The organism is Pseudoxanthomonas sp. LjRoot127 (assembly GCF_964253495.1).
Classification (GTDB): Bacteria; Pseudomonadota; Gammaproteobacteria; order Xanthomonadales; family Xanthomonadaceae; genus Pseudoxanthomonas_A.
In genome coordinates, this window is the sequence record NZ_CAXUQR020000001.1 from 3069727 (window position 1) to 3083632 (window position 13906).

At 69.0% G+C, this 13906-nt stretch carries 12 protein-coding genes; 7 read left to right on the forward strand and 5 right to left on the reverse strand.

Going from position 1 to position 13906, the window contains the following annotated elements:
• Positions 1-55 precede the first annotated feature (55 nt).
• Positions 56-1384: an exodeoxyribonuclease VII large subunit gene (gene xseA, locus ACSQ19_RS14450; protein WP_435997895.1), complete on the reverse strand. Its 1329-nt coding sequence runs from the start codon at positions 1382-1384 to the stop codon at positions 56-58.
• A gap of 119 nt (positions 1385-1503) precedes the next feature.
• Here xseA and ACSQ19_RS14455 point away from each other — a divergent pair, with 119 nt between their 5' ends.
• From ACSQ19_RS14455 to ACSQ19_RS14470, 4 genes are all read left to right on the forward strand, one after another.
• Positions 1504-2787 carry a sialidase family protein gene (locus tag ACSQ19_RS14455; protein ID WP_435997897.1) on the forward strand — a complete coding sequence of 428 codons (1284 nt, stop codon included), beginning with the start codon at positions 1504-1506 and terminating at the stop codon, positions 2785-2787.
• Between the two features lie 64 nt (positions 2788-2851).
• The gene (locus ACSQ19_RS14460; RefSeq protein ID WP_435997899.1) at positions 2852-3265 is read left to right on the forward strand and encodes a DUF2946 family protein; all 414 of its coding nucleotides are present in this window, start codon (positions 2852-2854) and stop codon (positions 3263-3265) included.
• A 62-nt stretch (positions 3266-3327) separates the two neighbouring features.
• Positions 3328-5529 carry a TonB-dependent receptor gene (locus ACSQ19_RS14465; protein WP_435997901.1) on the forward strand — a complete coding sequence of 734 codons (2202 nt, stop codon included), beginning with the start codon at positions 3328-3330 and terminating at the stop codon, positions 5527-5529.
• Between the two features lie 66 nt (positions 5530-5595).
• A complete protein-coding gene (locus ACSQ19_RS14470; RefSeq protein ID WP_435997903.1) occupies positions 5596-6249 on the forward strand; it encodes a hypothetical protein in 654 nt (217 codons plus the stop codon).
• A gap of 2 nt (positions 6250-6251) precedes the next feature.
• Here the strand turns inward: ACSQ19_RS14470 and ACSQ19_RS14475 are convergent, their stop codons facing one another.
• Both ACSQ19_RS14475 and ACSQ19_RS14480 read right to left on the reverse strand, forming a co-directional pair.
• The gene (locus ACSQ19_RS14475; protein WP_435997905.1) at positions 6252-6806 is read right to left on the reverse strand and encodes a response regulator transcription factor; all 555 of its coding nucleotides are present in this window, start codon (positions 6804-6806) and stop codon (positions 6252-6254) included.
• 13 nt (positions 6807-6819) lie between these two features.
• Positions 6820-8055 (reverse strand): ATP-binding protein, encoded by a 1236-nt coding sequence (locus ACSQ19_RS14480; RefSeq protein ID WP_435997907.1) that lies wholly within the window; start codon positions 8053-8055, stop codon positions 6820-6822.
• A gap of 96 nt (positions 8056-8151) precedes the next feature.
• Here ACSQ19_RS14480 and ispG point away from each other — a divergent pair, with 96 nt between their 5' ends.
• Complete coding sequence (ispG, locus tag ACSQ19_RS14485) at positions 8152-9417, forward strand: flavodoxin-dependent (E)-4-hydroxy-3-methylbut-2-enyl-diphosphate synthase (RefSeq protein ID WP_296280182.1); 1266 nt, start codon at positions 8152-8154, stop codon at positions 9415-9417.
• Positions 9418-9421: 4 nt separating this feature from the next.
• The gene (locus ACSQ19_RS14490) at positions 9422-10096 is read left to right on the forward strand and encodes a phosphatase PAP2 family protein (RefSeq protein WP_296280256.1); all 675 of its coding nucleotides are present in this window, start codon (positions 9422-9424) and stop codon (positions 10094-10096) included.
• Between the two features lie 395 nt (positions 10097-10491).
• Here ACSQ19_RS14490 and ACSQ19_RS14495 read toward each other — a convergent pair whose 3' ends face one another.
• On the reverse strand, positions 10492-11103 hold the full coding sequence (locus ACSQ19_RS14495; protein ID WP_435997909.1) for a hypothetical protein: 612 nt from the start codon (positions 11101-11103) through the stop codon (positions 10492-10494).
• Positions 11104-11158: 55 nt separating this feature from the next.
• Positions 11159-12574, reverse strand: coding sequence for a pectin acetylesterase-family hydrolase (locus ACSQ19_RS14500; protein ID WP_435997911.1), 1416 nt, complete (start codon positions 12572-12574; stop codon positions 11159-11161).
• Positions 12575-12953: 379 nt separating this feature from the next.
• Between ACSQ19_RS14500 and ACSQ19_RS14505 the strand changes: the two genes are divergently transcribed.
• On the forward strand, positions 12954-13895 hold the full coding sequence (locus ACSQ19_RS14505; RefSeq protein ID WP_436000992.1) for a DedA family protein/thiosulfate sulfurtransferase GlpE: 942 nt from the start codon (positions 12954-12956) through the stop codon (positions 13893-13895).
• Positions 13896-13906 lie beyond the last annotated feature (11 nt).

Here is a 13906-nt window from a genome sequence, read left to right on the forward strand (position 1 = left end):
GTCGTCGGGACGACGGGAAAAGAATCCGCAGTGACGTCGAGGGTGAGCGAAGGCGCTAGTCGGCGCGCAGCGTCAATCGGCCATCGCTGACCTGCGCTTCGAGCCGGTCGCCTGGCCGCACCTGCGCCACCGAGCGCACCAGCGTGCCGTCCTCCTTCGTCACCAGTGCGTAGCCGCGGGCGACGGTGGCCAAGGGGCTGATGGCTTCCAGGGAGCGGGCGAGTGCACGCAGGCGCAAGGTGTCCCGCTGCAGTGCGCGCACGGCGGCGGCCTGCGGACGCGGGGCCAACGCGAGCAGGCGGGCGCGCAGTTGCTCGAGGCGGCGCTGCGGCGCATGCGCACGCAGCACCGCATCGGCATGGCGCAACGCGGCCAGGCGGCGCGCGTGGCGGTCACGCCAGAGGACGTGGAGGCGACGGACGGCATCCTGCTGGCGCCGCCCGAGCATCTGCAGCCGCGCTTGCGGGCGCTGCGCGTGGAGCCGCAGGGCGGCGCGGTCCGCGCGCTGCATGGCATTGCGCATGCGATGTGCCTGGGTGGTCGCGAGCCGGCGCTGAAACGTGCGAACGCGCGACAGCAGGTCGCGCTGGTCCGGCACCAGCAGCTCGGCCGCGACCGAGGGCGTGGGCGCGCGCAGGTCGGCAGCGAAGTCGGCGAGGGTGAAGTCCGTCTCGTGTCCGATGGCGGACACCACGGGGACCGGCGAGGCCGCGATGGCGCGCGCGAGGCGTTCATCGTTGAAGGCCCAGAGATCTTCCAGCGAGCCGCCGCCGCGGGCGACCAGCAACACGTCGTAGCGCCCGCTGCGCGCGGCGCGCTGCAGCATGTCGACGATCTGCGCCGCCGCTGCCTCGCCCTGCACCTGCACGGGCAGTACATCGACATCCACCAGTGGGTAGCGCCGTTGCAGCACGCTGAGCACGTCGCGCACAGCCGCGCCGGTGGGCGACGTCAGCACGGCGAGGCGTCGCACATGGGCGGGCAGGGCACGCTTGCGTGCGTCGTCGAACACGCCTTCCGCTGCGAGCCTGGCCCGCATCTCCTCGAAGGCGCGGCGCAGCGCGCCTTCGCCGGCCTCTTCCAGGCTGTCGATCACCAACTGGTAATCGCCGCGCGCTTCATAGAGCGTCAGCCGGCCGCGCGCGAGGACGCGCAGTCCTTCGCGGGGTGCGAACTTGAGCCACTGGCTCTTCGGCTTGAACATCGCGCAGCGCACCTGCGCACGCGCATCCTTCAGCGTGAAGTAGAGATGGCCCGAGGCCGGACGGGTGACATTGCCCAGCTCGCCTTCCACCCACACGAGCGGAAACGCGCCTTCCAGCAGGTCGCGCGCCAGCGTGTTGAGCTGGGTGGGCGTGAGGATGTCGCGGGCGGTGTCGGTCATGGTGCAAGGATAAACGCTCGCGACGAAGCGCACCGCGAATGCCTGCGACAGACGGTCGCACCCAGTGAGGCGGCTTCCGTGCTGGAATGGCGCGGTCCCGTCGGCCGGAATCGTCCCTCATGCTGAAGTCCCGCTGGTCCCGTCCGTGGTTGCCGGTGTTGCTCGCCTCGCTGGCCGCCTGTTCGCCCCCGGGCGAACCTGTGCCCGTGGCCGTTGTGCCGTCACCGGTCGTGGACGTGGCGGACCTCCCTTCGCCGCCGGGCGCCGCACAGCCCGACCTGGTCTCCACGCCGGACGGCGCGCTGCTGTTGAGCTGGGTCGAACCGATGGATGGCGCAGGCCATCGCCTGCGTTTCAGCCGCCGGCCTGCCGGGACGCAGGGCTGGGAGTCGCCGCGCACGATCGCCGAAGGCGACGCATGGTTCGTCAACTGGGCCGACACCCCGCATGTGTATGCCCTGCCGGACGGTTCGCTGTGGGCGCACTGGCTGCGCAGTACCGGGCCGTCGCGGATGGACTACGGAATCGACCTGGTGCGCTCCGGTGATGGCGGCACGACGTGGAGCGCGCCGCAGCTGGTGCATCCGTCCGGTACGCCGGGAGACCATGGTTTCGTGACGTTCTGGCCGCAGGCACGCGACCGGCTGGGTATCGCATGGCTCGACAGCCGGCAGAAGGCGGCGTCCGGACATGCGGGGCACGACGGTGGAGGACACGACCACGCAGGCGGTGCGGCGATGATGCTGCGTGCCGCGACCTACGATCCGCAGGCGAAGCAGGTGGGAGAGTGGCCACTGGACGCATCCACCTGCGATTGCTGCACCACTTCGTCCGCGGTGACGGATCGTGGCGTCGTGGTCGTCTATAGAGGACGTGGCGATGGCGAGATCCGCGATACGCGCATCGTTCGCTTCGACGGTCAGCGCTGGACGTCGCCTCGCGACGTGCATGCGGATGGCTGGAAGATCGCCGGTTGTCCCGTCAACGGGCCGATGGCGGTGGCGGACGGTGCCACGGTCTGGGTCGCTTGGTACACGGAAGCAGGTGGCGTGCCGGAACTGCGTGCGGCACGTTCGGACGACGCCGGCGATACGTTCGGTGCGCCGGTGACGCTGGCGAAGGGCATGCAGGTGCTGGGTCGCCTGGGTTTGGTCCATGGCGATGGCCATCTCCTGGTGAGCTGGCTGGAGCAGGCGCAAGACGAACGCCAGACGCTGGTACTGGCACGCTACGACCACGCCTGGGCCGGCGCGCGGCGCGTCGATGTCGCCACCCTGTCCGCACGTGGACGCGCGAGCGGCATCCCGCGATTGCAATGGCACGACGATGCCGCGTGGCTGGCGTGGACCGATGTGGCCGGCGAGAAGCCACGGTTGCTGGGTGCGCGCGTCGTATTCCCCTGACGCGCCAAGGTGCGGCACTTCGTCGCACCTGACTCCGATGATCTGTCCCGCATAAAATCGCGCGGTGATCCGTTCGTCCGCCTTCCTCCGACCGATGCTGCAGCTGGCCTTGCTGGCGGCGCTGCTGATGGCGTTCGCGCCGTCGGTAACGCGGTGGGTGACCGCCACGGGATCGCAGATGCTGGCAGGCTGGACCGAGTTGTGTACGACCGATGGCATCAAGTGGGTCGATACGCGGGCCGAATCGCCGGTCGCCAAGGCGCCGTTTGGCAAGGCGCCGTCGCCCGCCGGCATGGCGATGGGTGCCGACTGCGCGTACTGCACCCTCGCGGCGGTGTTGCCGTTGCTGCTGCTCTGCATCGCGCTGCTGTTTCCCCGTCTTTCCGGCGGCATCCTCTCCAGCGTCCCGGCGCTACCGCCCGCGCGTCGCCTGCGGCTGCGCGGCCTCGGCGGACAAGGACCGCCGGTCCTCCTCTGAACCACAAGACCCTTCGTTGATCGTGCGGCCCGTGCGCCGCGTCCTTGTGCTTTGGAGTTTCCATGTTCCTGATATCCCGGGCGACGCCGCGCGCGTCGTGCCTGTCCGTGGCCATTGCCGCGACCCTCTCGCTTTCCCCCTCCGCGCGTGCCGCCGACGCTGTCGTGCTGCCCGATGGCTCCCGCGCCACCCAGCTCGACACGGTCGAGGTCAAAGGCCACCAGGCCGGCCTTGAGCAGGTCACCGGCACCGGCACGCGCCTGTCGCTGACGCTGCTGGAAACCCCGGCGTCGGTCACCGTCATCGACCGTGATGCGCTCGATGCCCGTGGCGTGCGCACCACGCAGGAAGCGCTGGCCGGCATTCCCGGCCTCACCGTCGCGTCGCCGCCGGGCAATGGCAATGCGGTGACGTACCGCGGTTTCTCCGGCAGCCAGATCACGCAGTTATTCAATGGCATCGACGTGCAGTACGCCAGCATCGCCGCCCGACCGGTGGATGCGTGGCAATACGAGAGGGTGGAAGCCATCGGCGGTCCGTCGAGCTTCCTGTATGGCGCGGGCGCGGTCGGTGGCACGATCAACTACGTCACCCGGCTGGCGCGACTGGACCGCGACGAAGCCGCCGTGCAGGCGTCGTGGGGCTCGTTCCGCGATGGCACGCTGGCGATGGGGGCCAACCTTCACATCGGCGGCGACGATGCGCGCCAGGCGATCCGTGTCGATGCCAGCACGCGTGATGGCGAGAGCTGGATCGACGGTCAGGAGCGCGAAGCATCGACACTCGCCGCTTCGTGGCTGGCGCAACTGGCGCCGACCCTGCGACACACCCTGGCGGTGGAGGTCCAGCAGGAGGACAGCCATCGTCCATACTGGGGCACGCCGGTGCGCCAGCCCGCCACCAGTCGCCTGTCGGTGCTGCCGCAGACCATCGGCCGCAACTACAACGTCGCCGACGGCTACTACGGACAGGACGTGCGCTGGGCGCGTTCGCTGCTGGAGTGGACGCCTGGCGAGCACGACACCGTGCGCAACACCCTCTATCACTACGACGCGCTGCGAGACTATCGGAACGTCGAGAGCTACCGCCTGACCGCCGGCAACGACGGCGTGATCCGTTCCGGCACGCTGCTGCAGCGGCACGACCAGCAGGTCTACGGCAACCGGCTGGAATGGAGCCACGAAGGCGAACTGTTCGGCCTGCCGACGCAATGGGCGACCGGCCTGGACGTCAGCTACAACCGGCAGACGCGCTTCCCGCTTTCGCTCTCGGCCACGGTGGATACGGTGCGGCTCGATGCGGTCACGCCGGGACGCTTCCTCGATGTACCCGGCACGGCGATCGTCTACACGCCCGACCGCACCAACCGGCTGCACACGCAGGCGGTTTACACGGAGAACCTGACCGAACTGACGCCGTCGCTGTCGCTGCTGACCGGCCTGCGCCATGACCGCATCGTGCTGGACGTGGTGAACCATCGCGCGGTCAGTGCGACCAATCCCGCCCGATTCGAGCGCGAATACTCGCCCACCACCGGACGTGTCGCGCTGAACTGGGCCATCACGCCGCAGGCGAGCGTCTACGCGCAGTACAGCACCGCGGCCGATCCGCCGGCAGGCATTCTCAGCACCGCGAACTTCGCGACGCTACGCGACTTCGACCTGACCACGGGTCGCCAGGGCGAGATCGGCGCGAAGTTCCAGTCGCGCGATGCGCGGAACTTCGCGACGCTGGCGGCATACCGCGTCGTGCGTCGCAACCTTGCCATCACCGATCCCTCCAATCCGGGGCAGACGCTGCCGGTCGGCCAGCAGTCGTCCCGCGGCATCGAAGCGACCTTCGGCTGGCGGCCGACGGAGGCGCTGAAGGTCGAGGGCAACCTGGCCTGGGTGGATGCCACGCTGGATGATTTCTACGAGAACGTTGGCGGCGTACCGGTATCGCGCGCCGGCAATCGCCCCACCAACACCCCATCGCGCGTGGGCAACGTGTGGCTGGACTACCGCTTCACGCCACGCTGGTCTGCCGGCGTGGACATGCGTGGCGTGTCGTCGCGCTTTGCCAATGCCGCCAACACGCTGTCGACCGCAGGCTACGCGACATGGGGTGCGCACGTGGGCTTCCGCTGGAACTACAGTACGGAACTGACCGTGCGTGGCCGCAACCTCGGCGACCGCACCCATGTGGTGTACGCGCTGGGCAGCACGATGGCCTACCTCGGCGATCCGCGCAGCTGGGAAGTGGTGCTGCGGAAAACGTTCTGAGGGCCATGCACGGCGGCAACACGGAGTTGGGTAAGGTAGCGGCCGCACACTCGGAGGATGCCTGCCATGCGCGGTCTCGACTTCAGTTCATGGCAGGGCCTGTTGACTACCCTGGCGGGGCTGGCGCTGATCACGGTGATCGGCGTCGGCATCCGCCTGCTGGTTATGCAGACGGTGCAGGAGCGGCGGGCGCGCGAGAATCGGCAGATCAACGAACGGCTGCGCACGCTGATCGCGGCCTACAAGGTGCTCGGCGGTTCGTTCACCGGGTCGCTGGACGTCGATCCTCGCCACTTGCGCGACCTGCGTGCGCAGGCGCGCGACGCGGGCGTCGAGCTGGTCGACGACGGCAGCGACCGGTCACGGCGCATCCGTGATGCCGTCGAAGCGGCGCTGTCGGACATCATCCTGCTGGGCACCGACGAACAGGTGCGGCTGGCCGTGCAGGCGGCCACCGATCTGGCGGCGGGCCGGCCGATCCGCACCGATGCGCTGGTGGTGTCGCTGCGCGACTTCATCCGCGGCGTGCTGGACCTGGAACCCATCCCGCCCTCGTTGGCGATACCGCGGCAAGGTCCGGCGCGGCCGGTCGCCTCCAAGGGCAAGGGCGAGGGCGCGAAAGGCGAGGGACGGCAGGGCGGAGGGGGCGGTGCAGGCGGCGCCGGGATGGGCATGGGGATGGGCGCGGGCAGCGAACCTGATCGCGAGCCGGCGCCCTGACGTCATTCGTCGATCCAGCGGCGCTCGGGGCCGGGACGCTTGGCCAGCTTGCGCTGCAGCGATCGGCGGTGCATGCCCAGCAGCCGTGCGGCGGCGGAGATGTTGCCTTCGGTTTCGGCGAGCGCCTGCTGGATGTGCTCCCACTCCAGCCGACTCAGCGGGGTCATGGTGTCTTCTGCCGCATCCGCCTCGTCGCCCGGCACGGCGGGGGTCTCCAGCCCCAGCGCACGCAGGATGGTCGGCACGGTGGCCGGCTTGGGCAGGTAGTCGTCGGCACCGCGCTTGATGGACTCCACCGCGGTGGCGACGCTGGCATAGCCGGTGACGAGCAGGATCTGCATGTCGGCGCGCAGCGCACGCAAGGGTTCGATCAGGGACAGGCCGGAGTCGGCGCCCAGTTTCAGGTCGACCAGCGCGAAATCCGGTATGCACTCGCGCGCTTTCGCCAACGCGCTGGCGGCGTCCAGCGCGATCTCGGTCTCGATGCCCTTGCGCGCCAGGCTGCGTTGCAGGGTGCGCGCATAGAGTTCGTCGTCGTCGACCAGCAGGCCTTTCATCGGATGCCTCTCATCAGGGAGATTCGTCATTGCCCGCCACCGGCAGGCGGAACTGCACCTGCACGCCCTTCGGCGGCACCGCGCGCATGGTCATGCGTCCACCCAGTCGCTCGATGGTGGCGTGCGACAGGGCCAGGCCCACGCCCATGCCCTCCGGCTTGCTGGTGCGGAAGAGTTGCTCGGACTGGAACGGCAACGCTTCGTGGAACCCGTTGCCATAGTCGCGCACGGTGCCGACCAGCTCGTCGCCTTCGCAGCGCAGGTCCAGGTCCACGCGTTGCGAGCCGGCCTGGCGGCTGGCGTCGGCGGCATTGTTCAACAGCGCCTGCAGCAGGTGACCGGTGGAGGCGTCGGTCGCCAGCCACGGCGGCAGGGCGCCGGTGCGCTGCAGTTCCACCGTCGGGCGGATCAGTTGCCAGCGCTGCACCACATCGTCCAGGTCGACGCGCTGGCGCACGCCCATGTCGGCCGAGGCGGCGAGTGCGCGCACGCGGTCGCGGCAGAGGTCGATCAGCTGGCGCATGGTGCCGGCATCCTCGCGGATGTCGGGCTCGCTCGCGTGTTCGCGGATGTCCTCGGTCAGCAGCGTCATCGTCGCCAGCGGGGTGTTGAGCTCGTGCGCGACGGCGGCGGCGTGTGTGGCCAGCGCGACGATGCCCTCGTTGCGCGCGAAGCGCTCGCGCAGGCGGGCCAGTTCCTGTTCGCGCAGGCGCAGCGCGGCGACCAGGCGCGTGGAGAAGTACAGCACCACGCCGGCGGAAAGCACGAAGTTCACCGCCATGCCCCAGAGGTGCACGTTGAAGTGGTCGCCATGCAGGTGCGGCAGTGGCCGGCCGAAGACGGCGGTCAGCACGTAGCCCAGCAGGCACGCCACGCCCGTGGCCAGCACCCAGCGCAACGGCAGGGCCAGCGCAGAGACCGCGATCAGCAGCAGGAACATGGAGCTGAACGGGTTGCCGATGCCGCCGCTCCACGCCACCAGCCAGGACAGCACGGCAACGTCGACCAGCATGTGGGCGAAGGCTTCGGCGGCGCGCTCCTCGCCGGGCCGGCGGCTGCACCAGGTGGCGTAGACGTTGAAAAGTCCCAGCGCACCGATCCCGGCCCACAGCGGCCAGCGCGGCAGATCGATGCCAAGCGGACCGAGCGCCACCAGCACGGTCACCGCCTGGCCCACGATCGCCACCCAACGCAGGTTGCAGAGCGTGCGCAGGAACGAGGGCGACAGGGTCAGCAGCGTATTCGGCATGGTCACATGCTAGTGCAAGCGCGCGGGCCGGACCTGCGGCATGGCGTCGCAGGGGCGTGCACGAGCCCCCCGGGCGGCCCACGCTACAATGCCGCCATGCACGACGCCGTCACCCGCCCCACGCCTCCCACCGACGCCGCGCCCTGGCCGCGCCGCATCACCCAGGCCGTTCAGATCGGCAATGCCGTCGTCGGCGGTGGCCGCCCGGTGGTGGTGCAGTCGATGACCAACACCGATACGGCCGATGTCGCCGGCAGCGTGAAGCAGGTCGCCGAACTCTGGCGGGCCGGCTCGGAAATGGTCCGGCTGACCGTCAACAACCCCGAATCCGCCGCCGCCATCCCGCGCATCCGCGAAAAGCTCGAGATGATGGGCATCTCGGTGCCGCTGATCGGCGACTTCCACTACAACGGACACCAGCTGCTGGCGGGCGAGCCGGCCTGTGCGGAAGCGTTGGCCAAGTACCGCATCAATCCGGGCAATGTAGGCTTCGGCAAGAAGAAGGACACCCAGTTCGCCCAGCTGATCGAGTTCGCGATCCGCTACGGCAAGCCGGTGCGCATCGGCGCCAACTGGGGTTCGCTGGACCAGGCGCTCGCGGCGCAGCTGATGGACGAGAACCACACGCGCGACATCCCGTGGGACGCCGGCCGCGTACTGCGCGAGGCGCTGATCCGCTCGGCGGTGGATTCGGCCGAACGCGCTGTCGAGATCGGCCTGCCGCGCGACCGCATCGTGCTGTCTGCCAAGGTCAGCGGCGTGCAGGAACTGATCGCGGTGTACCGCGACATGGCGGCCCGCACCGATTTCGCGCTGCACCTGGGCCTGACCGAGGCCGGCATCGGCAGCAAGGGCATCGTGGCGTCGAGCGCCGCGCTGGCCGTGCTGCTCCAGGAAGGCATCGGCGACACCATCCGCATTTCGCTGACGCCGGAACCCGGCCAGTCGCGCACGCAGGAAGTGATCGTCGCGCAGGAACTGCTGCAGACCACCGGCCTGCGCGCGTTCACGCCCATGGTTACCGCGTGTCCGGGTTGCGGGCGGACCACGTCCGAATTCTTCCAGGAGCTGGCCAAGGTCGTGCAGGAACATGTGCGCGGCAAGATGCCGGAGTGGAAGGTCACCCATCCGGGTGCCGAGAACATGACCCTCGCCGTGATGGGCTGCGTGGTGAACGGGCCAGGCGAATCGCGCCACGCCAACATCGGCATTTCGTTGCCAGGCACGGGCGAGGCGCCGGCCGCGCCGGTGTTCGTCGACGGCGAGAAGAAGGTCACGCTGCGTGGCGAGAACATCGCCCACGAGTTCGTCGCCCTGATCGACGACTACGTCGAGGCCAAGTACGCGCGTGCTGCCGGCTGACACGCTGGCGAACGGCCGGCGCTTCATCGCCGGGCTGTTTCGCGAACATGGCGGGCGCTTCGTCCTCCTCTTCCTCTGCCTGCTGGCCCCGTTGTGGCTGTTCGTCGAACTGGCGGACGAAGTCCACGAACTTGAAGCCTTCTACTTCGACGATCCGCTGCTGTGGCGCGCGCATGCGATGGCGGGGCCGGCGCTGGACCGGTTCTTCATTTTCATCTCGGCGATCGGCTACCAGTGGGGCGTGGTGCCGGTCGACATCGCACTGACGGCCGGCCTGCTGATCGCGCGACGCTGGCGTGAGGCCACCTTCGCCGGCGTGTCGTTCGCAGGTTCGGCGCTGTTGAACATGGCCACGAAGCAGTTCTTCCAGCGCGACCGGCCCACCTTGTGGGAATCCATCGCGCCCGAGCACACCTTCAGCTTTCCCAGTGGCCACGCGATGGGTTCGGCCACCTTGGCCATGGTGGTCGTGCTGCTGTGCTGGCACACGCGCTGGCGCTGGGTGGCGGTCGCCCTGGCGGGCAGCTTCGCGGTGCTGGTCGGCGTCTCGCGCATCTACCTGGGCGTGCATTATCCGTCCGACATCCTCGGCGGATTCGCCGCCGGCATCGCCTGGGTGTCGGGTGTCTACCTGGTGCTGTACCGCATCCGCGAGCGGCCGTGGCAGGTAAAAGGCTAGGGCTCCTGTGGGAGCGACGTAAGTCGCGATGAAGCGATGCCGGTGGTCTCTCGCGACTTACGTCGCTCCCACATCCTTCTTCATGCTTTTCAAGGCGCGTACGCGCGCTGGCGCTTATCCTGCAGTCGCTGGCGCAGATTGCTAGTCGCGGATAAGACCGGCGGGGATGGTGGTGCTGGCCATCACCAGCCATCAGACATCCTTGGCGGCTGGGACGCCGGCATCGCGTGGGTGTCGGGGGCTATATGGCGCTGTACCGCATTCGCGAGCGGCCGTGGCAGGTCAAAAGGCCAGATTAAAGGCTAGGGCTCCTGTGGGAGCGACGTAAGTCGCGATGAAACGATGCCGGTGGTCTCTCGCGACTTACGTCGCTCCCACATCCTTCTTCATGCTTTTCAAGGCGCGTACGCGCGCTCGCGCTCTTCCTGCAGCCGCTGGCGCAGGTACTGGTCGCGGGTGAGGCCGGCGGGAATCGTGGTGGCGGCCATGACCTCGGCAACGACCTGCGCCTCGCGTGCCTTGTAGGACTGGAAGCGTGGGTCGTTGGCCTGCTGCGCGGCGAAAGCGGCCATGCGCTGGTCAGCGTGTGCGCGATAGCGGTCGGCGATCACGGCCACCTCTGCCGCCTGCTGCGCGGGGTCGTCCACGGTCGCCTTGACCAGCGCGGTCCGCAACAGCAGGGCTTCGCCCGCGGACAATCCGGCGGCGGCCTCGTAGCGGTCGATCTGCCGCTTCAGCGCGTCCGCCCGCTCGCTGCGCTCCACGGCGCGCAGGGAGGCGGCGCGCGCGAAGAAGTCCTTCGCCTCTGCCTCGAAGCGCTGGCGCTCGCGATAGGCCTGCGCTTGCGGCGTGGCCTGCAGGGTGTCGAGCGCCGGAGAGGGGGCACCTGCGGAACCCGCAGGGGCAGGGGGCGTCGTCGGCACTCCCCGGGACGCGGCGTGCGTCCACCAGAGCGCGGCGGCGGTGAACACCAGCAGCGGCACCAGCAGTGTCAGCAGTTTCCTCATGCGTACTCCTCGTGCGCCGGGGCCGTCGCCTCACGACGGCCCTCGGGCGCGGACCTCAGCCCATCAGCTGGTCGACCAGCCAGTACAGCAGGTTGAACGGCTTGGCCTTGTCGGCCTTGTCGTCCTGTTCGCTCGCATCGAGCACCTTGCCCTGGCCGTCGAGCACGCTGTCGATGAAGTGCTTCAATTCCAGGTTCTGCGCCTGAACGTCGGCGTTCTTGAAATCGACGATGGTGGTGCAGTGGCTTTCGTTGAGCGCGCGGTACTGCGGGAAGTAGCCGCCGACATTGTTCAAGCCGTTGAGGCGGTCCCGCAGGCGTGCCGTATCCGTGTTCCAGCGCGCATGGATGCGTGCTTCCTTGGTGGCCTGGTCCGGTGCGTTGGCGATGTCGGGATAGAAGCGTTCGTACGAGTACGACGAGTAATTGAGGTCTTTCCAGAAGTGCGTATGGCCCATGCGGTCGCTGGCGTACTTGCTGGACAGGGCGGGATACAGGGTGCCGAGTTCGTTGAGGTCGAACTGCGGCAGGCCGCTGGCGAGATAGGGCAGCGGGCCGTTCGGCTGGTCGAGGCCCCACGCGTTGCGGATCAGCGCCATCAGCGGCTGCGAGGGGTAGTCGACCGGATTGCCGTTCTTCGGCGTGGGGAAAATCGGGCCGGAATCGTCGATCAGGAAGCTGCGCGTGGGCGCCATGTCGCGCCGCAACGGGTGGTAGCTGGTCAGGCTGCCGGCGCCGCCGGCGCTGCAGCCGGTGGACAGCATCTGCGTCGGGCGGGGCAGGTTGTCCTTCAGCCAGCCGACCACCGCGCGCACGTTGCGTGTGCCGTTGTGGTGCCACACCAGGGGGGCATTCTGCCCGCTCGGTTCGTTGTAGACGGCCACCTTGTCGCCACTGTAGATGTCGCCGGTGCAATAGGGCACGTAAACCATGTTCCAGCCCTGCGTCTTCACCGACTCGAACGGGCTGACCCGGGTGACGAACGGACTGACCAGGCTCGCGCCGGGATTCAGCAGGCTCATGTAGTCGTCGGGGATGCCGTTCGGATTGCGTGCACCGCGGATGCCGCCCTGGCCGCTGCAACTGGCGTAGTCCCAGCACGCGCCACCGCCCTCCATGTAGATGATGGTGTTGCGCGTATCGGCGACGCGGTTGACGAAGAACTTGAACGGCGAACCGTCGCCGCACACGGCGCCCGTCGACGGCGCCAGCTGGATGGTCTGCCACGCGTCGTAGCGGCCCGGCTGGAAGCCGTCGTTGAAGCCGGAGGGATTGGACAGCAGCGGATAGTGGCCGGTGCGCTGGGCGGCGGTGACCTTGTTGTCCGCCTTCGGCGGCGAGACCAGGTTCACCAGGGTCTGCCAGAAGCTGTAGTCGCCTTCCTCCGCTTTCAGGGGGGCGGCGACCGCCAGCGTCAGCGTGGCGGCCGCAAGGACGAGCGGCAGGCGGGCGGGTCGTACGGGTGCAACCATGATCGGATCCTCCGGCGAGAGTCAGGCGGGACGTTCAACGGGATGGACTGCCTTGGCGTGCGGCACGCGTGGGGGCGGCGACCGTACAGGGGCGGATGGTGGTGCGTCGCGACGCCGGCGGCATTAAGCCGGCGTGATGGCGCCGGGTTTGGCTGCCGATACCCCCGACATTGGCCGCGATGCCCCCCTTCCTCGGCGCCGTAGCCGCTGAGGTAAATGCAGCGATCTCGCGTCGCAGCACGTGGCGCGTCCGGCATCGGCCGTCATCGCGGCCCGGCAACGCATCGTTGCGGCCCGGTGCCTTGCCGCCGCGCGGGCGTGGATCGAACATGGCCGCGCGCCGACACGCGCGGCGATGATGAGGGGGACGGGGAGCGCGATGCAGGACGTGGTGGACAAGTACGGCGTGGCCCTGGTCTTCCTCAACGTGCTGGTGTTGTCGCTGGGCCTGCCCGTGCCCGCGATGCCCACGCTCATCCTCGTCGGCGCCGGACTGGCGCTGCAGCCGGACACGATGTGGCTGCCGCTGCTCGGCGTGCTGGCCGTCTCGGTGGCCGCCAGCCTGATCGGCGACAGCGCGTGGTTCTACGCGGGTCGCCGTTACGGCAACCGTACATTGCAGTCGCTGTGCCGGCTGTCGTTGTCGCGCGACACCTGCATGAAGCGCACCGAGCGCTTTTACGGCCGTTTCGGCATCCGCGTGCTGTCGGTGGCCAAGTTCATTCCCGGTCTGTCGATGGTATCGGTGCCGCTGGCCGGCGCCATGCAGGCGCGACTGCCGTCTTTCCTGCGCTACGACGGGCTCGGCGCCACGCTGTGGGCCGCGCTGGGGCTGGGGTTGGGCGTGGTGTTCTCGCGGCAGGTCGAAACGGTGATCGACACGCTGTCGCAACTGGGCGCCGGCGCCGGCGTGCTGGTCGGGACCGTGCTGGCGGTCTATGTCGCGTGGCGCTGGTGGCGTCGACGCAGCCTGCTGAAGTCGCTGGACGCCGCGCGCATCGAACCGTCGGACCTGAATGCGCTGATGCGGTCGGGAAATGCCCCGGCGCTGTTCGACATCCGTGCGCCAGGCTTCCGCGCGGTGGATCCCTACATCATCCCGGGGGCGATCTTCGCCGACGAGCGCCGGCTCGACGGCATCCTCGCCGGCTATCCGCGCGACGGAAAGGTCGTCATCTACTGCGCGTGCCCCGATGAAGTGTCCGCGGCGTGGATGGCCGGCAAGCTGCGCGCGGCCGGCTTCCACGACGTGCTGCCGCTGCGTGGCGGCATCGACGCATGGCGCGCAGGCGGCTTCGGCGTCGATCCGCTGGCCCGCTGAGCCGCGCCCCG

Coding starts and splice junctions, on each gene's coding strand:
- ACSQ19_RS14480 (WP_435997907.1), bottom strand. CDS start 8,055: ATGCCGAATACGCTGCTGACCCTGTCGCCCTCGTTCCTGCGCACGCTC.
- ispG (WP_296280182.1), top strand. CDS start 8,152: ATGCACGACGCCGTCACCCGCCCCACGCCTCCCACCGACGCCGCGCCC.
- xseA (WP_435997895.1), bottom strand. CDS start 1,384: ATGACCGACACCGCCCGCGACATCCTCACGCCCACCCAGCTCAACACG.
- ACSQ19_RS14470 (WP_435997903.1), top strand. CDS start 5,596: ATGCGCGGTCTCGACTTCAGTTCATGGCAGGGCCTGTTGACTACCCTG.
- ACSQ19_RS14455 (WP_435997897.1), top strand. CDS start 1,504: ATGCTGAAGTCCCGCTGGTCCCGTCCGTGGTTGCCGGTGTTGCTCGCC.
- ACSQ19_RS14465 (WP_435997901.1), top strand. CDS start 3,328: ATGTTCCTGATATCCCGGGCGACGCCGCGCGCGTCGTGCCTGTCCGTG.
- ACSQ19_RS14505 (WP_436000992.1), top strand. CDS start 12,954: ATGCAGGACGTGGTGGACAAGTACGGCGTGGCCCTGGTCTTCCTCAAC.
- ACSQ19_RS14500 (WP_435997911.1), bottom strand. CDS start 12,574: ATGGTTGCACCCGTACGACCCGCCCGCCTGCCGCTCGTCCTTGCGGCC.
- ACSQ19_RS14475 (WP_435997905.1), bottom strand. CDS start 6,806: ATGAAAGGCCTGCTGGTCGACGACGACGAACTCTATGCGCGCACCCTG.
- ACSQ19_RS14495 (WP_435997909.1), bottom strand. CDS start 11,103: ATGAGGAAACTGCTGACACTGCTGGTGCCGCTGCTGGTGTTCACCGCC.